The organism is Nocardia flavorosea NBRC 108225 (genome assembly GCF_001613385.1).
In the GTDB taxonomy this organism is placed as follows: Bacteria; Actinomycetota; Actinomycetes; order Mycobacteriales; family Mycobacteriaceae; genus Nocardia; species Nocardia flavorosea.
This window is the reverse complement of sequence record NZ_BDCG01000004.1, coordinates 87,662-108,676: the sequence shown is the minus strand read 5'-3', so window position 1 is coordinate 108,676 and position 21,015 is coordinate 87,662. Positions and strand designations below refer to the sequence as shown.

At 66.7% G+C, this 21,015-nt stretch carries 14 protein-coding genes and 1 pseudogene; 9 read left to right on the top strand and 6 right to left on the bottom strand.

Features of this window, described 5'->3' with window-relative positions; all coding sequences use genetic code 11:
* Nucleotides 1–180: 180 nt before the first annotated feature.
* The 5 genes and pseudogenes from NFL01S_RS04380 to NFL01S_RS04360 all read left to right on the top strand — a co-directional run bounded on the left by NFL01S_RS04380 (nt 181) and on the right by NFL01S_RS04360 (nt 6,442).
* Complete coding sequence (locus tag NFL01S_RS04380; protein ID WP_033244439.1) at nt 181–1,158, top strand: ABC transporter permease; 978 nt, start codon at nt 181–183, stop codon at nt 1,156–1,158.
* Nucleotides 1,155–2,132: an ABC transporter permease gene (locus NFL01S_RS04375; RefSeq protein WP_062971734.1), complete on the top strand. Its 978-nt coding sequence runs from the start codon at nt 1,155–1,157 to the stop codon at nt 2,130–2,132. Before NFL01S_RS04380 ends, NFL01S_RS04375 begins: the two co-directional genes overlap by 4 nt.
* Nucleotides 2,133–2,146: 14 nt before the next feature.
* Nucleotides 2,147–4,030, top strand: a complete 1,884-nt coding sequence (locus tag NFL01S_RS04370) for an ABC transporter ATP-binding protein (protein ID WP_062971733.1) — start codon at nt 2,147–2,149, stop codon at nt 4,028–4,030.
* Nucleotides 4,031–4,074: 44 nt separating this feature from the next.
* Nucleotides 4,075–5,750 (top strand): annotated as a pseudogene (locus tag NFL01S_RS04365) (ABC transporter family substrate-binding protein).
* Complete coding sequence (locus NFL01S_RS04360) at nt 5,747–6,442, top strand: hypothetical protein (protein ID WP_371851770.1); 696 nt, start codon at nt 5,747–5,749, stop codon at nt 6,440–6,442. Before NFL01S_RS04365 ends, NFL01S_RS04360 begins: the two are co-directional and overlap by 4 nt.
* A 102-nt stretch (nt 6,443–6,544) precedes the next feature.
* On the opposite strand, the gene hemC is transcribed toward NFL01S_RS04360, so the two are convergent.
* The 3 genes from hemC to NFL01S_RS04345 form a co-directional block, all read right to left on the bottom strand.
* Nucleotides 6,545–7,471: a hydroxymethylbilane synthase gene (hemC, locus tag NFL01S_RS04355; RefSeq protein ID WP_062971731.1), complete on the bottom strand. Its 927-nt coding sequence runs from the start codon at nt 7,469–7,471 to the stop codon at nt 6,545–6,547.
* Between the two features lie 331 nt (nt 7,472–7,802).
* Nucleotides 7,803–9,389: a Rieske 2Fe-2S domain-containing protein gene (locus NFL01S_RS04350; protein ID WP_062971729.1), complete on the bottom strand. Its 1,587-nt coding sequence runs from the start codon at nt 9,387–9,389 to the stop codon at nt 7,803–7,805.
* Nucleotides 9,390–9,433: 44 nt separating this feature from the next.
* Entirely contained in the window at nt 9,434–10,393 is a 960-nt protein-coding gene (locus tag NFL01S_RS04345; protein ID WP_062971727.1) for a hypothetical protein, read from the bottom strand.
* Nucleotides 10,394–10,494: 101 nt separating this feature from the next.
* On the opposite strand from NFL01S_RS04345, the gene NFL01S_RS04340 reads away from it, so the two are divergent.
* The 4 genes from NFL01S_RS04340 to NFL01S_RS04325 all read left to right on the top strand — a co-directional run bounded on the left by NFL01S_RS04340 (nt 10,495) and on the right by NFL01S_RS04325 (nt 16,061).
* A complete protein-coding gene (locus NFL01S_RS04340; RefSeq protein WP_062971725.1) occupies nt 10,495–11,256 on the top strand; it encodes a lysophospholipid acyltransferase family protein in 762 nt (253 codons plus the stop codon).
* A 58-nt stretch (nt 11,257–11,314) separates the two neighbouring features.
* Nucleotides 11,315–12,055: a lysophospholipid acyltransferase family protein gene (locus NFL01S_RS04335; RefSeq protein WP_062971723.1), complete on the top strand. Its 741-nt coding sequence runs from the start codon at nt 11,315–11,317 to the stop codon at nt 12,053–12,055.
* 785 nt (nt 12,056–12,840) lie between these two features.
* A complete protein-coding gene (locus NFL01S_RS04330; RefSeq protein WP_062972376.1) occupies nt 12,841–13,755 on the top strand; it encodes a DUF8832 domain-containing protein in 915 nt (304 codons plus the stop codon).
* Nucleotides 13,756–13,781: 26 nt separating this feature from the next.
* Nucleotides 13,782–16,061, top strand: a complete 2,280-nt coding sequence (locus tag NFL01S_RS04325) for a heavy metal translocating P-type ATPase (RefSeq protein ID WP_062971721.1) — start codon at nt 13,782–13,784, stop codon at nt 16,059–16,061.
* A gap of 177 nt (nt 16,062–16,238) precedes the next feature.
* Here NFL01S_RS04325 and NFL01S_RS04320 read toward each other — a convergent pair whose 3' ends face one another.
* The 3 genes from NFL01S_RS04320 to NFL01S_RS04310 all read right to left on the bottom strand — a co-directional run bounded on the left by NFL01S_RS04320 (nt 16,239) and on the right by NFL01S_RS04310 (nt 20,969).
* Nucleotides 16,239–17,240 (bottom strand): DMT family transporter, encoded by a 1,002-nt coding sequence (locus NFL01S_RS04320; protein WP_062971719.1) that lies wholly within the window; start codon nt 17,238–17,240, stop codon nt 16,239–16,241.
* 327 nt (nt 17,241–17,567) lie between these two features.
* Nucleotides 17,568–18,962: an MFS transporter gene (locus tag NFL01S_RS04315; protein ID WP_245670515.1), complete on the bottom strand. Its 1,395-nt coding sequence runs from the start codon at nt 18,960–18,962 to the stop codon at nt 17,568–17,570.
* A gap of 153 nt (nt 18,963–19,115) precedes the next feature.
* Nucleotides 19,116–20,969 carry a putative bifunctional diguanylate cyclase/phosphodiesterase gene (locus NFL01S_RS04310; RefSeq protein ID WP_245670514.1) on the bottom strand — a complete coding sequence of 618 codons (1,854 nt, stop codon included), beginning with the start codon at nt 20,967–20,969 and terminating at the stop codon, nt 19,116–19,118.
* Nucleotides 20,970–21,015: the final 46 nt, after the last annotated feature.

The window sequence follows — 21,015 nt, the reverse complement described above, 5'->3', positions numbered from 1 at the left end:
CCAGCGCCCCCGGTTCATGGGCCTCCCTCGACGCGGACCATGCGCGCCCGGTACCCGACAGGCGCCGTGGCACCGGGCGACCCAGCCACGTACCGGGTGAACACGGAGCAAGCCATCCGGCGCGCAGGTCGCGGGAACGCTCCCTATGATCAGGGACCACACCTGATACCGAGGGGAATGATGGCCGGCTTTCTGTTGCGACGCGCACTCAACTACGTCGTACTGTTGCTGCTGGCATCCTTCTTGACATTCAGTCTCGCCTCGCTGACCTTCCGGCCACTGGACAGCCTGGAACAGCGCAACCCGCGCCCCCCGCAGTCGGTGATCGATGCCAAAGCCGAGGAACTGCATCTCGACGAGCCGATACCGCAGCGCTACGTGATCTGGATGAAAGGCGTGGTACAGGGCGACTTCGGCGAAACTCTCGGGGGACAGCCGGTGAGCGAAGAACTCGGCCGGCGGGTGGCGGTGAGTCTGCGCTTGCTGATACTGGGATCCATCATCGGCACCGTGCTCGGCGTGCTGATCGGCGCGGCCGGCGCGATCCGCCAGTACAGATTCAGTGACTACTTCACGACGGTTTTCTCGCTGCTGATCCTGTCAACCCCCGTCTTCCTGCTGGCCACACTGTTGAAGTTCGGTGCGCTGGAGATCAACTCACTGACCGGCCAGCAGATCTTCCTGTACACCGGCGAGACCTCGGCCGGCCATATCGAGGGTTTCGGCGCGCAACTCGTCGACCGGCTACAACATCTGGTGCTGCCCACCTTGACCCTCGCGCTCGGCGGCATGGCCGGATACAGCCGCTACCAGCGCAACGCCATGCTGGACGTATTGCAGAGCGATTTCATCCGTACCGCACGAGCAAAGGGGCTCACGCGGAACAAAGCGCTCTACAAACACGGTCTGCGCACCGCGCTTATCCCGATGGCAACACTGTTCGCCTACAGCCTCGGCGGGCTGATCACCGGCGCGACCTTCACCGAGAAGATTTTCGGCTGGCACGGCGTCGGGGAATGGCTGGTCGATTCGATCAACGCGCAGGACATCTACGTGGTCGCCACGGTGACCGCGTTCGCCGGCCTGGTGGTGCTGGTGTCCGGGCTGCTCTCCGATATCGTCTACGCGATTCTCGACCCGAGGGTGCGAGTGGCATGAGCATCAACGAAACCGAGATCCTCGTACAGGGCGCGCCGGAACCCGCGGCGAGCGGCCGGCGGAAACTGGTGCTGCGCCGTTTCCTGCGGAACAAACCGGCATTGTTCGGCGCCGCGATCCTGATCCTGCTTTTCCTTGCCGCGTTCGTGCTGCCGGGATTTCTGCCGTACGACCACAAGGAACTCGATTACACCGCGCTGTTACAACCCCCGAGCCCGCAGCATCCCTTCGGCACCAACGAAATCGGGCAGGACGTACTCGCCCAAACACTGCGCGGCCTGCAGAAATCGCTGATCATCGGATTCTGCGTGGCGGTGGCCTCCACAACCCTCGCCGCGCTGGTCGGTGCGATAGCCGGACTGCTGGGCGGCTGGACCGACCGTGCCCTCATGTGGCTGGTCGATCTGCTGCTGGTGGTACCGAGCTTCATCATCGTGGCCTTGTTCGCGCCGCGGACGAAAGGCAGCGGTTCTATCGTGCTGTTGATCGTGCTGCTCAGTGTGTTCGGCTGGATGATCAGTGCGCGGATCGTGCGCGGTCTGACCATGAGCCTGCGCGAACGCGAATTCGTCCGGGCTGCACGGTATATGGGCGCCCCCACACATACGGTGATCCTGACCCATATCGTGCCCAACATCGCGTCGATCCTGATCATCGATACGACGCTCACCGTGGGTGCTTCGATCATGGCCGAAACCGGGCTGAGCTTCCTGGGTTTCGGCGTGCAGCCGCCGGATGTCTCGCTGGGCACCCTGATCGCCAACGGCACCAGCTCGGCGATGACCTATCCGTGGTTGTTCATGTTCGCCGGTGGTCTGCTGATCGTCACCGTGCTCTGCGCGAACCTGGTGGGTGACGGGTTACGTGATGCCTTCGACCCCGGGGCGAAGAACGCCCGGTCCCGGCCGTCCCGGAAGGAACGGAAAGCGCAGCAAGCACAGCAGGCCCGCGCGGCGGAGGGTTCGGGGAAATGACCGGAGGCAACTCGATGACGGAATCGGCGGCGAACCGGTCCGGCGGGCCGGCCGAAACGGAGCCGACCGCGCCGCTGCTCGAGGTGACCGGCCTGCGGGTTTCCTTTCCCAGCGAAGAGGGGCGTATCGAGGCAGTCCGCGGTGTCGACTACACAGTGGCCGACGGCGAAGTTCTCGCGATAGTCGGCGAATCCGGTTCCGGTAAGTCCGTATCGTCACTGGCGGTTATGGGCCTGCTGCCCGAACAGGCGCGCGTCGGCGGATCGATTCGGTTGCGCGGCCGGGAGCTGCTCGGGCTGGGTGACAAGGAATTGTCGCGGTTGCGCGGCAGCGCGGTGAGCATGGTATTCCAGGATCCGCTCTCGGCACTCACCCCGGTATTCCGGGTGGGCGATCAGATAGCCGAGGCGCTGCTCGCGCATGGTGCCATGAGCAAAGAGGCCGCCGCGAAACGAGCAGTGGAACTGCTCGACCTGGTCGGCATCCCCGATCCGGAGCTGCGGGCCAGGGCTTTCCCGCACGAGTTCTCCGGCGGAATGCGCCAGCGGGTGGTGATAGCGATGGCCATCGCCAACGATCCCGCGTTGATCATCTGCGACGAACCGACCACCGCACTCGACGTGACGGTACAGAAGCAAATTCTGAACCTGCTGCGCAAGGCACGTGATATCACCGGCGCCGGCGTCGTCATGATCACCCACGATATGGGTATCGCCGCCACCATCGCCGACCGTGTGGCGGTGATGTACGCCGGTCGGATCGTGGAAACCGCCAGTACAGCGGCATTGTTCCGGAACCCGCGAATGCCCTACACCGTGGGCCTGCTCGGCTCCATCCCCCGGATGGACGGCCCCCCGCGCGCCCCCCTCATTCCGATCGTCGGCGCCCCGCCCGCCATGCACGCGCTACCGCCGGGATGCTCGTTCGCGCCACGCTGCCCCGTGGCGATCGACGCCTGCCGCACCACCGAACCACCGCTCACCGAAACCGATCCGGGCCAGGCCGCCGCATGCATCCGCACCGCCGAGCTGAGTTCCGGCGCATTGTTCGACGCGTACCGCCAGGAAATAAGGGCAACGGCCGCCACACCCGATACGGATACTCAGGTCGTACTGAAGGTCACCGACCTGGTGAAAACATTCCAGATCACCTCCGGTGTACTGCTGCGGCGCCGCAAAGGCGAGGTGCGCGCGGTGGACGGGATCAGCTTCGAGATCCGCGCCGGACGCACGCTTGCCCTGGTCGGCGAATCGGGGTCCGGTAAATCGACAACCCTCACCCAAATCCTCGACCTCGTGAAACCACAGTCCGGCTCCATCGAGGTCATGGGCCGCGACGTGGCGACCCTGACCCGGGCCGAACGTCGCGAACTGCGCCGGAAACTGCAGATCGTCTTCCAGGATCCCACTGCTTCACTCGACCCCCGCCTGCCCGTGGCCGACGCCGTCGGGCAACCGATGCGGATCGCCGGGCGGCCGAAATCCGAGATCGCTCAGCGGGTACCGGCGCTATTGCGACAGGTGGGCCTGCGACCCGAGCATGCCGACCGGTACCCGGGCGATTTCTCGGGCGGCCAGAAACAGCGCATCTGTATCGCCCGAGCCCTCGCTCTGGACCCCGAACTGCTCGTACTCGACGAGCCGGTGTCCTCGCTGGATGTGTCCATCCAGGCCGGAGTGCTGAACCTACTGCGCGATCTGCAAGCCGAACGCGGGCTGTCCTATCTTTTCGTCTCGCACGATCTGTCGGTGGTGCGGAATCTGGCGCATGATATCGCCGTGATGTACCGCGGCGAGATCGTGGAAGCGGGGCCGGCCGAGCAGATCTTCGAAGCCCCGGAACACGCGTACACACGGTCGCTGATCGAGGCGGTACCCGTGCCCGTGGTACAGGGTTGACAGGCGTGCTCGCCGGACCCACCGGCAGGAAGGAAGTATCGGCCATGAGGATTCGATCTGTGGGGAGAAGGCTCGCGGTACCGCTGTTCGCTGCCGCCCTGCTCGCGGCCGGATGCGGCGCGAACGACACCGGTGCGCCGGAGGGCGCGGTCGCCGAGTTGGGGACGGTCAACGATCTCAACCCGCACGATGTGAACGAACTGCGTGACGGGGGAAACCTGCGGTTGGTCATGTCGTCGTATCCGGAGCAGTGGAATCCGCTGCAACTGGACAGCGACGGCGGTTCGGCATCCGTCGTCCGGCCTACGCTGCCCCGCTCCTTCACCACGGATGCGGCAGGCAAGATATCGGTGGACACCAACTACTTCACCAGCGTGGAGCTGACCAACACCGACCCGCAGCAGGTGACCTACACGATCAATCCGAAGGCTGTGTGGTCCGATGGTAGCCCTATCACCTGGGAGGACATCGCGTCGCAGGCGAACGCGCTCAGCGGCCGGGACAAGCGGTTCCTGGTGGGCAACACCATGGGCTTCGACCGGGTCGACAAGGTCGAGCGCGGCGTCGACGACCGCCAGGCGATAGTCACCTTCAACAAGCATTTCGCAGACTGGGCCGGGCAGTTCGCAGGCAACAGCATGCTGCTGCCCAAGGAGATAACGTCCACGCCCGAGGCCTTCAACGAAGGCTGGCGAAACGGCGTGACCAAAACCGCCGGACCTTTCGTCGTACAGTCCACCGACCGCGCGCAGAGCCGGGTGGTGCTCGGCCGCAATCCCGAGTGGTGGGGCGATACTCCCAAACTCGACACCATCACGTTCAGCGACTGTCTTCCGAGGCGATGGTGCCGGCGCTGGCCAACAACGAGATCGACGCAGTTGGGCTCGGTACACGCGACGATATGGAAACGGCGCGAAAAACCCCCGGAGTCGTTATCCGCCGGGCGCCCAGCAACTACTGGAACCACCTGACCTTCAACGGGGCTCCCGGTTCACTGCTGGAAGATCCGGCGGTGCGAGTCGCGATCATCAAGGCGATCGACCGTAACGGTATCGCCAAAGCCATGCAGAATGGGCTGGTTCCGGATCCGAAACCACTGAACAACCACATCTTCGTCCAAGGGCAGGAGGGCTACCAGGACAACAGCCTGCCGTTCGACCCCGAGGCCGCAGCCCGGGAACTGGATGCCCTCGGCTGGAAACTCAACGGCGACGTCCGCGAAAAGGACGGGCGCCGCCTCGAGATCCGCGATGTGATGTACAACGACCAAACCTGGGTGCAGATCGCACAGATCATCCAGCAGAACCTCGCCCGGATCGGGGTCGAGCTGGTCATCGAGACCAAACCGGGGAACGGTTTCTTCACCGATGTGATCCAGCCCGGCAATTTCGATGTGGGCCAGTGGAGCTGGCAGGGCGACGCATTCCCACTGAGCAGCATCCCGCAGATCTGGGGCTACTATCCCGATGACCTCCAGGGCAACTACGGTCGCATCGGTTCGCCCGAACTGAACGAGCTGATCGAGCAGACGCTGTCGGAGCTGGATCCGCAGAAAGCCATCGATCTGGCCAATCAGGTCGATAAGGAGATCTGGGCCGAAGGACATTCGATTCCGCTGGTGCAGTCTGCCGGGAACGTCGGCGTGCGCGATAACCTCGCCAATTACGGTGCCGCCGGACTGGCCTCGCTCGACTACACGAAAATCGGATTCCTGAAGTGAGATCCCGGATAGGCCATCCACTGGCCTATCCGCTGTGCGTAACGATCGGCGCCCTCGCGGTACTCACCGCGTGGGCGCCGTTCGCCGATCCGGACCAGCTCAGCGCATTGGCGGTGGTGGCGATCGGGATCGTGGGGTACAGCGGGTACCGGATCGCGGTCGCGCTGGGCGTTCTCCGGCACGGCACCAGCGACCACGGAACAGTCACCGTGCGGCGTGTCCGGCAGGAGTATCAGCTGCTCAGCCGGTCCTGGCTGGAACTGCGCGATGGTGACCGCATCCGGTGGCTGCCGGTGTACTTCGGCCCCGAACTGATCTCCTACACCGGTGGCACCGCTCCGCTGCGCCAGCGCCGGATGGTGCTGCGGAATACGAGGACCGACCCGGACACCGTTTCCGAGAGTGAATTCCGCATATTCCCGTCGGGTCGCGCACGTGATCACGAGCCCCCTGGCCGCCTGATCGACAACCCCGCCCGGGTCGACCCGGACGCCCGGGTTCGTGCACAGACAGCCGCGAAACTCACCCGGCGTCTTCTGCTGGACGCCCAGTCTGTGGTGGCGGCACCGTTCGCGGGCCTGCTCTGGGTCTACGTCGTGGGCGGCGGCATTCCGGCCTTCACCGGCGCATGCTGTGTCACCGCCGCAGCCGCCATCTGGCTCGCCGCGATCCGCGGATCGGACCCGAGCTGATCTGAGGTCATCTCGGCTGGTGGAGAGGCCGCCGAGCTACGCGTGTTCCTCGGCGGCGGCGATCCGTTCCCGGCTACTCGAAGTCGTTCTTCGCAGGTCTGGTCAGTGCGGGATGGAGTCAATGATCCTGCGCGCACCCTGCCGCAGCAGGTCCGATCCCACGAAGAAGCCCAGTGCCTGCGGATCCTCCGGGACACCCCAGTGCTGTGAATCCAGCCACTGGGTCCCCTCGAGGTTGAACACCTTGCCGTGCAACGAGAGCCGACCGGCGGGTTCGATCACACAGACCCCGGCGATCGGCGAATTGCAGTGGCCCTGCAGGGCGTGGAGCATCGCGCGTTCGGCGTCGACGACGCGGCGGGTTTCGGCGTGGTCGAGCCGGCCTGCGAGTTCGCGGACCTCGTCGTCCTCGGCACGGCAGGCCAGGGTGAGCACCCCCGCACCGATCGGCGGGCACATGATTTCCAGCGGCAGGATTTCGGTGATCCGATCCTCCTGGCCGATCCGGTACATACCGGCGACCGCGGCGATCAGCACATCGCAGTACCCGTCTTCGAGCCGCATGAGCCGGGAGTTCATATTCCCGCGCAGCGGTTTCATCTCGAGGTGCGGATAGTGCAACCGCAGCTGCGCGGCCCGGCGCACCGAACTGGTACCGACCACCGTTCCCGGCGGTTGTTCCGACAGCGGCCGGCCGTCCTTGGTGATGATCGCGTCACGGACATCGTCGCGTTTCGGGAAACCGGCGAACGCGATACCTTCCGGAATCGGGATATCACCCGGAATATCCTTCAGACAGTGCACGGCGAGATCGGCCTCGTCGTGCAGCAGGGCGTCGTCGATTTCCTTGACGAAAGCCCCCTTGCCGCCGAGCGCCGCCAGATCACCCATCCAGCGGTCACCCGCGGCGGTAACCTTCACCAGTTCGGTTTCCGCACCGAGCTCGGATAGACCAGCCGCCACCTGCTCGGCTTGGGCAACTGCCATAGGGCTGGCCCGGGTCGCGACCCGGATAATGCGCGAGGCCATGGCGTGACTCTACCGCCGCCCGAAACCGGGGCAACCGGCCGTCCCGCAACTACCCGGCCACAGAGTCATCGACACAGGCAGCGTTCGGGAACTACGTCAAGACGCCTGCCGGAACCGACGGGTCGCGACAGCAGTGATGAAGGCATCCCGGGTTCCTGCTGCGGGATTCGCTCACCCGACTGGGTCGGCCGGTGCCCGTAACCGGTGGGCCCGTAACTACTCACCGCATTCGCTTCGTTCTGCGAGATCACCGCCCCCTCCGGACGACGGATAACTCTGCTGCGTGAATGACGCCGGCGGCAAAGGGTCCACCGGAACGGTGCCGCGCTGATCAGCTGTCCTGTCCCGCCGGTTCGGTCAGTTTGCGGGAGCGGAGTTCATGGCCCTTCGAAGTTTTGCAGCGGCCCGATTCCAGATCCCACTGCCAACCGTGCAGGTTGCAGGTCAGAGTGTTTCCGTCCACCACACCGAATTTCGACAGATCGGCTTTGAGGTGGGGGCAGCGGCGCTGGATTTCCCAGCCGGCCACTTCGACCGAGGCCGAATCGTCGTGGGCTTCGGAGAACCAGCCGTCGGCGTAGGCGATGCGTTCGTCGGTGAGGCATTTGAAGAACGTGTACAGGTATTCGTTGTAGCCGCCGATACGCCATGCCTGGAAGCGGGTGGACAGGAAGATCGTGTTGACCCAGTCCGGTTCCTGATCGCGCAGGACGGTGCGAACGAGTTCGGGGGCGATCCGGAAGCCGTAGCGGTATCTGCCCTCCCCTTCGCGGGGGGCGCGGACTTGGCGGGCCGGGAAGTCGAGCACCACGGTTTCCTCGCCCAGCACCAAACCGACCGGGTAGCCGATACCGTCGCAGATGAGATCGCTCTGCCGCATGATCGGCTCGAACAGTTCGCGCAGGGGTTCCAGGAGCGGTTCGCCTTCAGCGGAAGCCCAGGTCTTCTTCTCCGCGACCAGGACCGGTGCCAGCCGCTGCGCCATCTTCTCGATGTAGGCGGCCTTATCGCTCCAGATGGTGTCGGGATCGTAGGGGTGGTTCAGCTCGAGTTCGGTGCCGTGCACGTCGACCGTCGAACCGGGCACCATCAGCAGCCCGCGGTCGTGGCCGTGCTCACGCATCTGCTCGAGGAAGACCATCTGATCGGGGAAGATATTTCCCTCGTCGCCGCGATCGTCGTTGAGATAGCGCAGTTCGTCGTCCAGGAAAACCGGCGGACCGGCCGACGGGACCACCCAGGTGGCATCGACCTGCTCGATATAGCTGCGGGCCCGGTCCATTCCGCGCTGCCGCTTCTGCTTACCGAAATTCGATTTCGTGCGGGCCGGGATGTCGTAAACCATCGGATACCAGATGGCACCGGAGTACTGCAGCAGATGAATATCGATCTTGCCGAAGGCGTCGTGCAGTACGTCCATATCGACCGGCCGCGCGTCGTTCATATTGAAACAGGTGGTTTCCCGGTCGGAGACGATGAGTCCGGAATCACCGATCGGGCCGTCGGCGGGAGCGCGCAGCGCGACGATCATGATGTCCAGTTCGGCGGTGGGATCGCCACCGCCGGCGCCCATGGCACCGGTCACCGTGTGCTTGACCGAATCCTCGGTTTCGAAGAATTTGTGAAAACCGAGTTTTTCCAGCTCACGACGCAGATCCGGGACCGGGTAGTCGGGCAGCAGGACGGTGGCGTCCTTGTTCACGTACTCCAGCAGATGCGCGGTATCGAAATGGTCGCGGTGCAAATGGGAAACGTAGAGGAAATCGCAGTTCCCGAGTTCCTCCCAATCGAGCTGGGTGTTGTCCGGGAACGGGAACCAGGAACCGAAGTACGCGGGGTTCACCCAGGGATCGCATAGGATCGTCCCGGCCGCGGTCCGGATATGGAATCCCGCATGTCCGACGCTGGTGATCTGCACGTGCTCGCTCCTCTTGACCGATTGCAGGCTTCCAGGGTAGTGGCTCAGGACGAGATTTCCCCGATGCAGTAGCCGTTGTCACCATCGGCGAGGACAAATGTCCGATTTTGTGTGACTCCGGAGGCATTCGTCACCGGCGCCGTCACCGACATATATCCCGGGGTCAGCTGCTGGGAACTGATCTGCTGGTCGGTGAAACCGGTGGTTCCGGTGAGTATGCCGGTGTTGTTCGCCAGCGGCGCGGGCCCCGGCGCGCCGGTGGCCTGGGGATCCCAGGTGGCCGGATTCGCCGCGCAGACCAACGGATATTCGGCTTCCTGGTCGTCGGGGTGCAACGGTTGGCCGACGAGCCGGGCCAGGTACCGGCGCACGGTGTGCCGGGCGTCGGCGGCGTCGTGCGCCGGTTCCACCCCGGCGGGGAACACGCGGCCGCAGGCATATCCGGACGCCACCCGATCCCGCTCGGCCGTGACACTCGTCACTCCGTCTGTCCAGGTGAGCGTTCCGTCCGTCGCCGTACCCGGCTGGGCCAGCGCACTGAGCGCGGCGTCGGGGTCGGCGTACATGGTCTGCGTGGTGAGAGGCGGGATGGTCCAGCACGTCTCTTGGAGGGTCGTGAGATCACCGGCACGCAGGTCGACGGCGAACCGTTGCAGCGCGGGAGCAGCCTCCGGAACCCCGGGCACCTCGCCGACCAGCGGTGCGTCCGCGGGGACCGGCGGCAATGTGGGCGAAGGTGCCACGGCAGTGGCGGCGGCCGTCGGCTCGGCGCTTGTACCGGTATCGGCCGACTCGGTGGCCGGATCGTCGACCGGAATCCCGGAGACGGAATCACATGCGGTGGCCAGTAGCAGACCGGCCGCGGCCAGCCCGATCACCGCCGACCGGCCCCGGTGGCGGCGCGGTGCGGCACCGGCGCGGAGATCGCCTGCACGGCGCGGTGCGGTTGCGCGGCCGGGTCGGCGCGACGGTACGGGGCGGACGCGTTCCACTTCGACGATCACCTTTCCTGCGGTACATACCGGTTCGAACAGGGCCCGCCGGGGGATGCTTTCGCGGGCCGGGCGGCGCCGGTCATCATGGCAGCGACTACGCTAGCGGACTTGTGGATCCCGTCTACCGGACTGTCATCGGGCTGGCCCGGACCGTCTTCTTCCTCGAGGGCCTGAAATTCACCGTCACCGGCGACGAGAACATTCCCGCCACCGGCGGTGCGGTGCTGGCGGTCAATCACACCGGGTACATGGATTTCACCTATGCGGGCCTGCCGGTGCGTACCCCCAAGCGCTACATCCGGTTCATGGCCAAACACGAAGTCTTCGAGAACAAGATCTCCGGCCCGATCATGCGGGCCCTCAAACATATTCCGGTCGACCGCACCGCCGGCGCCGACTCGTACCAGGCCGCCGTGGACTATCTGCGCCGCGGCGAACTCGTCGGCGTATACCCCGAGGCCACGATCAGCCGCAGCTTCGAGATCAAACAGCTGAAATCGGGTGCGGCCCGGATGGCGCTCGAAGCCGATGTGCCGATCATCCCGATCGTCATCTGGGGTGCGCAGCGCGTGTGGACCAAGGGGTACCCGAAGCGGCTCGGCCGCACCAACACCCCGATCTCGATCGCCGTCGGGGAACCGATCCGGCCCTATGAGCCCGCGGCCGAACTGACCGCCGAACTGCGTTCCACGATGCAGCGGCTGCTGCACGGGCTACAGGAGAACTACCACCACGAACCCGGCGCCTACTGGGTTCCCGCCCGGCTGGGAGGTAGTGCCCCTACCCTGGAGGAAGCCGACGCGATGGATGCCGCCGAAGCCGCGCAGCGAGCCGACCGCAAACAGGCCGGCGACGGCGCGGCGGACGGGTGACCACTGCGCGGCGATACCGGGGAGCGGGTGTATCCGCAGGCAGTGAGCAGGAGTCGCAATGGCGCGGGAGCCGGTTTTCGATATTCTCGCCGGGCTGGTGCATACGGTGTGCTTCGCCCAAGGTCTGCGGGTGGATATCCGCGGCCAGGAACATATTCCACGCAACGGCGGCGCGGTCCTCGCGGTGAACCACACGTCCTACCTGGATTTCATGCAGGTAGGGGTGGTCGGGCGCCGGTCGGGCCGCAATGTGCGGTACATGATGAAGGCCGAGCTCGAACACGGCATCGTCGGTTTCCTCATGAAGCATTGCAAGGCTATCGGGGTGGACCGCGCGGCGGGCGCGGAATCGTTCGGCCGGGCTGTGGCGGCGCTGCGCGAAGGGGAACTGGTCGTCGTCTATCCGGAAGCGACCATCAGCCGCAGTTTCGAACTGAAGGAATTCAAATCTGGTGCGGCCCGAATGGCCCTGGAATCCGGCGCTCCGATCATTCCGCTGGTCATCTGGGGTGCGCAACGGATTTGGAGCAAGGGATTTCCCCGGCAGCTCGGCCGGCACAATTTTCCGATCAGTATCCGGATCGGCGACCCGTTGGAAGCTTCGGGTTCGGCCGATGAGGTAACCGCCGCTCTGCGCACTCGAATGAGCGATCTGCTGACCGCTGCCCAGGACGGCTACCCGATGCCGACGGGCCAGCCGTGGGTGCCGGCCCGATTGGGTGGTAGCGCCCCGACGCTCGAACAGGCCGCAGTCCTGGAGGCCCAGGAGTACGCCCGCCGCCATACCCCGCGCCCCTAGCCGGAGCGGTGGACTGCCGACTGATATCCGTCCCCTCCGGGTTGCCGTAATGCGCGGGCGGCGGAGTCGGCTATCGACCGGGCAGCCTCCTGCGCCTGAGTGGACATAGTCATCCCGATCTTCGCGTTCGTCGACGTCGAAATCGGCGGACTGTCTGCCACTGACCCCGAACGCCGCGGATTCAGGAGGCTCTCGGATGCCTTCGGTGCCGCACACGAACGCGCTCGGTCTGGTGCCGTCGTTCGCGCATTCCGTCGGGCGACAGCGCCACTCGGCAGGGTTGCGGCTGGTCCTCGGTCAGTGGGCTCGGCGAGACCCACTACCGGATAGACCTGGGCTCGCGCTCCCGGCAGTACGTCCAACGGCCGATCGCTGCGGGCCGGTGAACGAGCTGTCCACAATCATCCACAGCAATCTTTCGCGGTTCAGAAGGATGCGAGCATCGCGCCGCATGACAGGCAAGGCGTGATCGTCGGCGACGGCCGCCCTCGCCCGCCCGTCCTTTCTGACCGGGGTCGGTCCGCCGGGTCGGACGCGACCGATAAGGCGTGTACCAGCGGCCTTACGGAGCGCGCCGCGACCGACCTTCCACCCGGCCGGAGCCGGGGTTCACAGCGATCGGTCACATCCCGGATCACCGGATGTTCGCGCTCGACCGGGCGTATCCCAATCCATCCACAGTTGCCGATGCACCCCACCTCGCTTGTTGACAAAATACCCTAGGGGGGTACCGTAGCAATCATGAGGTGGCGCGGGCCGCCTGAAACCGTTGGATGGAGCATCGGATGAATACGTCGACCAAGTTCGCCGGCTTCGCGCTCGGACTTGTCGCGCTGTTCGGAGTCGCGCTGGGAGTAGGCACCCTCGTGGAGGCACCCGACAGCGAGCCGGAGACCCACGACACCGCCGCGCCGGAACCGGGCACGCACGCCGGTCCGGGCGGCCTGACCGACAGCGCCGGCGGATACACGCTGGTGGTAGCGGACCCGATCACCGAATCCCGGCGCGACGCCATGCTGCGTTTCCGGATCGAAGACAGAACGGGCCGGCCGGTGGTGCGATACACGACCGAGCACGAGAAGGATCTGCACCTGATCCTGGTACGCCGCGATATGACCGGATATCAGCATCTGCATCCCACGCTCGGCGCCGACGGCACCTGGAGCGCGCCGGTGGACCTCGGCCGCGCCGGCGACTACCGGGTCTTCGCGGATTTCGTCACCGCCGACGGGCAGCCGTTCACGCTCGGGACCGACCTGCGGGTCGCGGGCCGGTACGCGCCGCAGGCATTGCCCGCCCCCGCCACCACAGCAACCGTCGGCGAATATACGGTCGAGCTGAACGGAACCCTGGCCGCGGGACGGTCCACCGACCTGGCTCTCGCGGTCTCCCGTGACGGGCAACCGGTCACCGATCTACAGCCCTACCTGGGGGCGTACGGTCATCTCGTGGCCCTGCGCGCCGCCGACCTCGGCTATCTCCACGTACACCCGGCCGGACATCCCGGCGACGGAACCACCCCGGCCGGTCCGGACGTACGTTTCGCGGTAACGGCGCCCGGCACCGGGGACTACCGGCTGTTCTTCGAATTCCGGCATGCGGGAACCGTGCACTGGGCCGAGCTGACCGTTCCGGTCGCACCCGGCACGCACGCCCCGCAACCGGCATCCGAACCCACCGAACCCGGCCACGGCCACTGATCCGGCCATACGGAGCGAGCGAAATCATGACCACACAGACACCACGGGAAAAATCCATCGCCCACCCCTCGACCGAACAGGTCGAACTGGTGATCGGCGGGATGACCTGCGCCTCCTGCGCCAACCGTATCGAGAAGAAACTCAACAAGCTCGACGGTGTGACCGCGACGGTCAACTACGCGACCGAGAAGGCCCGCGTCCACTTCCCGGAAAACCTCACCCCCGACGACCTGGTCGCCGTGGTCGAACAGACCGGATACACGGCCGCGCTTCCACAGCCGCCCGCCGAGGAAAACGCCGCCACCGAACCGGCCGACCCCACCGATGCCCTGCGCACCAGGCTGCTGGTCGCCCTGGTACTCACGATCCCGGTGATCGCCATGGCGATGATTCCGGCATTGCAGTTCACCAACTGGCAATGGCTGTCGCTCACGCTGGCAGCACCGGTCGTCGTCTGGGGCGCATTGCCGTTCCACCGGGCGGCGCTGACGAATCTGCGGCACGCCACCGCAACCATGGACACCCTGGTCTCGCTGGGCACTCTGGCCGCGTTCGGCTGGTCGCTGTACGCGCTGTTCTGGGGCACCGCCGGCACTCCCGGGATGACCCACCCGTTCGAATTCACGATTGCGCGGATGGACGGTACGGGCAGCATCTATCTGGAGGCCGCCGCCGGCGTCACCACCTTCATCCTGGCCGGACGGTACTTCGAGGCGAAGTCCAAGCGCCGCGCGGGAGCCGCGCTACGGGCCCTGCTGGAGCTCGGCGCCAAAGAGGTGTCGGTGCTGCGCCCCACGGGCACGGACAACTGGACCGAAGAGCGGATACCGGTGGAACAGCTCGCCACCGGCGACCGTTTCGTGGTCCGGCCCGGTGAGAAGATCGCGACCGACGGTGTGATCGTGGACGGTTCGTCCGCGGTGGATGTCTCCATGCTGACCGGCGAATCCGTGCCGGTGGAGGTGGGACCGCAGGATTCGGTCGCCGGCGCGACCGTGAACGTGGGCGGCCGCATCACCGTGCAGGCCACCCGGGTCGGCTCGGATACCCAGCTCGCGCAGATGGCCCGGATGGTCGAAGACGCGCAATCCGGAAAAGCGCAGGCCCAGCGGCTGGCCGACCGGATCTCCGGGGTTTTCGTCCCGATCGTGATCGCGCTCGCCGTGGCCACCCTCGGCTTCTGGCTCGGCACGGGCGGTTCGGTGGCGGCGGCCTTCACGGCAGCGGTGGCGGTGCTGATCATCGCCTGCCCGTGCGCGCTGGGCCTGGCGACCCCGACCGCGCTCATGGTCGGTACGGGGCGGGGTGCGCAGCTGGGCATCCTGATCAAAGGTCCCGAGGTGCTGGAGAACACCCGCCGGGTGGACACCGTGGTCCTCGACAAGACCGGCACCGTGACCACCGGCAAGATGGCGCTGCTCGATGTGGTGGCCGCGGCCGGCGAGGACACCGACGAGGTGCTGCGGCTGGCGGGTTCGCTCGAGGATTCCTCCGAGCACCCCATCGCCAAGGCCATCGCGGACGGCGCCCGTCAGCAGATCGGCGCACTACTGCCGGTCGAGGGTTTCCGTAACAACGCCGGGCTCGGTGTGGAGGGTGTGGTCGACGGCCACGCCGTGCTCGTGGGCCGCACCGGGCTGCTCGCCGAGTACGCCCTGAACCTGGACGACGACCTGCGTGACGCCATGCACGCGGCCGAAGCCGAGGGCCGGACGGCGGTGGCGATCGGCTGGGACGGTAAGGCCCGCGGCGTGCTCGTGGTCGCCGACACGGTGAAACCGACTTCCGCCGAAGCGGTTTCCCGGCTCCGTGCCCTCGGTCTCACCCCGATCATGCTCACCGGCGACAACACCACCGCGGCGAAGGCCATCGCCCGGCAGGTCGGCATCGACGAGGTGATCGCCGAGGTACTGCCACAGGACAAGGTCGCGGTGATCGAACGGTTGCAAGGTGAAGGCCGCACCGTCGCCATGGTCGGTGACGGTGTGAACGACGCGGCCGCCCTGGCCCGCGCCGATCTCGGCCTGGCCATCGGCACCGGCACCGATATCGCCATCGAGGCCGCCGACCTCACCCTGGTCCGGGGCGACCTGACCGCCGCCCCCGATGCCATCCGGCTGGCCCGGCGCACCCTCGGCACCATCAAGGGCAACCTGTTCTGGGCCTTCGGCTACAACGTGGCGATGATCCCGCTGGCCATGGCGGGTCTGCTCAACCCGATGCTGGCCGGCGCCGCAATGGCGTTCTCCTCGGTGTTCGTGGTGAGCAACAGCCTGCGTCTGCGCAGGTTCCGGCCGACCCACTGATCGGCAGCACAGGGCCGGGGCCCCCGAGGTGCCCCGCCCTGTGCTGCGACGAAGGCTACGGACCGCGAGGGGCCGGCGCAGAGGTTGCCTCTTCTCTCGTCGACAGTCGTCGCTATCTCGATTTCCAGGGCCACCATCCTGTCCCCTGGGCCGATGACGATGAACCTTTTGTCATCCCTACTGCCGGGCCGATCGCGAGTCTGGGCCGGTGGCCGAGTTCGCGGGAGCGGAACGCCCGGTCCGCAAGGTCGCGACGACCACCGCGGCGAGGGTGAGCCCGCAGCCGACCAACTTCGCCGTAGACAGGGCGGCACCCGCGGGCAGGAACCAGTCGAGCAGCATCGAGGTCGTGAGCTGGCCGGCGACAGTGCTGAGACCCATCATCAGCACCCCGACCCAGCGCACGACCAGCACCCCGGCCGCGATGAACAGCACCCCGATCGCGCCGCCGAGGTATAGCCAGGGTTCGCGGGGGAACTCGGCAGGAGGCCCGACCCGGACCAGTACCAGTGCATCGATAACCAGAAGACCCAGCAGGCCGATGCCGAAGTTGATCACGGTGGCGGCGAACGGGCTACCGGACGTGCCGACCCGCCCGTTCCACGCCTGCTGCCACGCCAGCCCGATCCCCGCCAGCACCGGCAGGAACAACAGAACCGGCCCGGCGGCGGCTCCGAGCCAGGACGCCGTCGTCGTCCCGTCCGATCCCGACCCACCGGACGCGGCCAGCAGCACAGCGCCCACCGCCAGGACCGCCCCACCGAGCCGAGCCGTGGTCACCGGAGTGCGACCCTGCGGCCCGATCCCCAGCCGGTCCACAACCAGACTGCTCACCAACTGCCCGGATACCGCGCCCACGGTGAATGCCGTGACACCGACGGCGGCCACAGCCAACGATTGACTAGCCACGAACAACGCCCCGCACAGCCCGCCGAGCAGCTGCCAGTACCTCAGTTCCCTCGCGGCCAGCGCCGCCCCCACCCCGCGCAGTCCCGCCTGCAGTCGAGCACTGAAGGCCACCGCGATCAGCAGGAGCACGAAGCCGCTCCCGAAACTCACCACTGCCGCCGCGACACCGTCTTCCAGCCGCGCTCCGAGTTCCCCGTTGATCCGCCCCTGCACAGCGACCCCGGCCCCGATCAGCAATCCCAGCCCGAGACCCCACCGCCGCAACACCATGATCGGAACCCTACCGCCGGCGACTCCTGCGCTTCGGGCGCCGACGGAAGGCCGGGCATACGCGGTCCACCTATGCCGCCCGGCGACCGATGCGCGGCACACAGCGAGTAGCCCCAGACGGGGCCGATCGATCACTGTGCAGATACGGGCCGGCTCCCGGAGATCCGCCGAACGCCGGTTCTCTCAACACCGGATATCGATCGAGCGAAGCTGAGCGCGGCACGATACGCACACCGGTTGCGGAGGGAGACTCCCGTGGTGCGTGCCGCCGCGTTCCGATACGCCACCGGCCAAGCAGCGGTCGGCACGGGTCGCCGGACCGAAGCGTTATGTTTGCCCGGTTCCCGTGGACCGAGGGTCGGCGTCCGGCGCGGTTCCGTCCAGTCGGCCCCGCACCGGTAACCACGCCGGCGCCAGGACAGCGATCGCGGCGAGGGCGATACCCAGCAGCGCGAGGGTGGAGGAGATCGGCAACCACATCGCCATCAGGCCGACGAAGCCGAAGACCGCCAGGGAAACCAATTCCTCCGACAGCCCGGCCACCGACATCACGGTCGCCCGCGCCGGCCCGGTGATGGAGTCCTGCAACCGTGCTTCGGCGACGATACCGGCGTTGTAGACAATGCCGTAGGAAACAGCCAGCGCGGCGAAACCGAGGCCGGCGAGGACATACCCCACCGCCGGCCAGCGGCTCGCCGCGCCGGCCAGCAGCGCCCCCGCGCCGAAAAGGACAGCCGCCGCGCACAGCGCACATGCCATGGTGCGGGCCCGCATCGCTTCGGTCCGGCCGGCCAGTAGCGAACCCAGCAGCGAACCGACGACGGTCACGCCCACCAGGACCGGCACCACCGCGGTAGCGGCACCGGCCTCACCGGCGAGCAGCGCGAAGTATTCGTCGAAGGCAGTGATCCCGTAAAGCAGCGCGAGAAGCCCCACACCGTGGCGCACCCGCCGGATCCGCACCGCTTCGGTGACACCGGTCCGCAGCATGTGCAGGTACCGCCGGATCGATCCGTAGCCGCTGAGGGTGGGGTCGGCGGTGGCCGGTCGCGGGCCGGGGGCGAGCACGTCGCGGCCGGCCGTATCCGAGTCGGTCCCGTCGCGTTCGTCCTCTTCGAGGTCGGCGATATCGGCCGCCGAAACCGATCTCGGCGCCGCCGGCAGGCTCCGGGCCAGGGCGGTATGCACGACCGCGCAGCCGACACTGGCCCAGCCGACCAGCGCGTAGCCGCCCCACAGATACAGCGGGGTCGCGGCGAGTATCGCGATCACCGCGCTGAATTCGCTCGCCGATCGGGTGTAACCGATAACGCGGGCATAAGCACGGGATTCACCGCGGACGGTGAGTTCGTCGTACACCAGCGCTTCGAAGGTCCCCGACCGCAACGCGCCCGCCACACCCCACAGGACGAAACCGAGCGCGAATCCGAGGAATGACGGCGCGACCGTCCACAGCAGGAACCCCGCGGCCATCAAAAAACCGTTGAGAACCAGCAGACCGCGCCGCGAGACGGTATCGGCCCACGCTCCGGACGGGATCTCACAGACGAAGGCCGTCACCGACCAGAGCGCTAACAGCAGCGAAATCTGTCCGGCCCCGAAGCCGTGATCGGCGAAGAGCAGCGCGTACAGCGCGTAGTACGGAATCAGGTCCCCGGTCGCGGCGAACAGCGTCGCACGCAGAGTCAGCGCGCGCAGGCCGGCGTTACGCCCGGGGCTCACCCACCGGTGTCAACAGTTGTAGATGACCAAACGCATACGATCAGCTTTGCGGCCGCGAGCCCCCGGGTCAAGACCTTTTACTCTCGCCCCCGCGGGGACCTCATCGCCGGCCACGCGCCGGCACCGGCGAATCACCGGCCGTGGCCGGGAGACTCAGAGCGGCACCCAGCCGTTCTGTTCCGCCGAGCCGATGCCGAGCGCGCGGGTATTCGCGGCGCCCAGTCCCCGGTTCATATCGCTGATCAGATCGGCCACCGGATGCGAATCGCTGTAGTGGTATCCCTGGGCCAGTGCGAAACCCAGCTCGGTGAGCACGGCTGCCTGGTGTTCGGTTTCCACACCTTCCGCGATGACCTGCAGGTCCAGCGATTTACTCAGCGCCGCGATCACACCGAGTAGCGGCGGGGCCGGGGAATCGGAGCGGATGGCGGCCACGAACGACTGGTCGACCTTGATGATATCGCTGGGCAGTGTGGCCAACCGGCTGAGCGAGGAGTAGCCGGTTCCGAAATCGTCGATGGCGATCCGCACGCCCCTGTCGCGCAGGGTGTGCAGATTCGCGATCGCGGTATCGGATTCGGCGGCCAGTTCGGTTTCGGTCACCTCGAGCACCAGCTGATCCGCGGGCCAACCGGTGCTCTCCAGGATTCCGGCGACCTTGTCCGCGTACCCGGATTCGGCAAGTTCCAGCCCGCTGACGTTCACGTTCAACGTGAGTTCCAGCGCGGCGAACGTTTCCTGTAGCTGGGCGGCGTCGGCGCAGGCCCGGCGCAATACCAGTTCGTCCAGGTCGGCGATGAGGTCGTACTCCTCGGCCACCCGGATCAAACCTTCGGTGGTGACGTCCGGTTGCGCGCTCGACGACCAGCGCAACAGCGCCTCCACCCCGACCGCCTTCTCACCGCCGTCGCTGAGGCTGACGATCGGCTGGTAATGCACGTCGAGGTTGCCGTTGTCGATGGCCTCACGCAGTTCCACCGCCAGGGGTGTGCGATGCCCCGATTCCAGGACCGTCCGGTTGCGGCCCGACTGTTTGGCTCGATAGAGCCCCACATCGGCACGACTCACCAACAGGGAGGCCGATTCCCCGGTCTGCCAGGAGGTGACACCCGCCGAACATCCGGTGCTCACCGCGGCCCGCAACTGCTCGGTGAGCAGGATGGCCGCCTGTTCGGTGGTGCCCGGCAGCAGCGCCGCGAAGACATCGCCGCCGTAGCGGGCGAGCCGCTGACCCGGTCCCAGCAGTCCGGCCCAGGTGTCGGCAACCTTCTGCAGCACCGCGTCGCCGGCGCGATGGCCGAGATGATCGTTGACCTTCTGGAAGCGGTCCAGATCGACCAGCACCAGCGCCAATGCCTGACCGGAGCGGTCGGCCTGTTCGATGGCGTTGTTCAGGGCCCGGTCGAAACCGCGCCGGTTGAGCAACCCGGTCAACGTGTCGATATCGGCCTCGGATGCCATCCGAGTGAGGATGCCCACCACGACGCCGACGCCGAAGGTGATCCCCGCCGGGGTCACGCCGGACCACCACGGCAGACCCATCCGTGTCGGCAGCACCCACAGGCACAGCGCCATACAGAGGGCGATATGGGCCGCGGCCTGCGTCCAGGCGAAGAACAGCGCGGCATCACACGCGACGAAGACGTAGAACGAGGCCAGGGTGATCGCCGCGACGGTATTGGGGAACGAGTGCACGGCGATGGTCACCAGGACGGTCGCCAGCACGACATAGCCGTGATGCAGCCAATGCGGCATCCGCGGACCCCAGCCGAGCAGGCTTATCCCCAGCAGAAGCGCCACGGCCGCAGCCGAGCCGACCAGGACGCGATTGCCCTCGTCGCCCGGATACAGCACCTGGGTGGGCGCAATGGCGGTCACCAGGAGGCCGAGTACACCACCCATGACGTAGAACGCCCCGGTGGTCCGGGACATGACCATGGCGGTCGCCACACCCGACGCGGCCCGTACCCGAGTCCGGGTATCGCCGCGAGACCCGCTTCCTCGCACGATGAACAGCCTAAACAACGAGTTCACTGCGCGGCGACCCAACCGG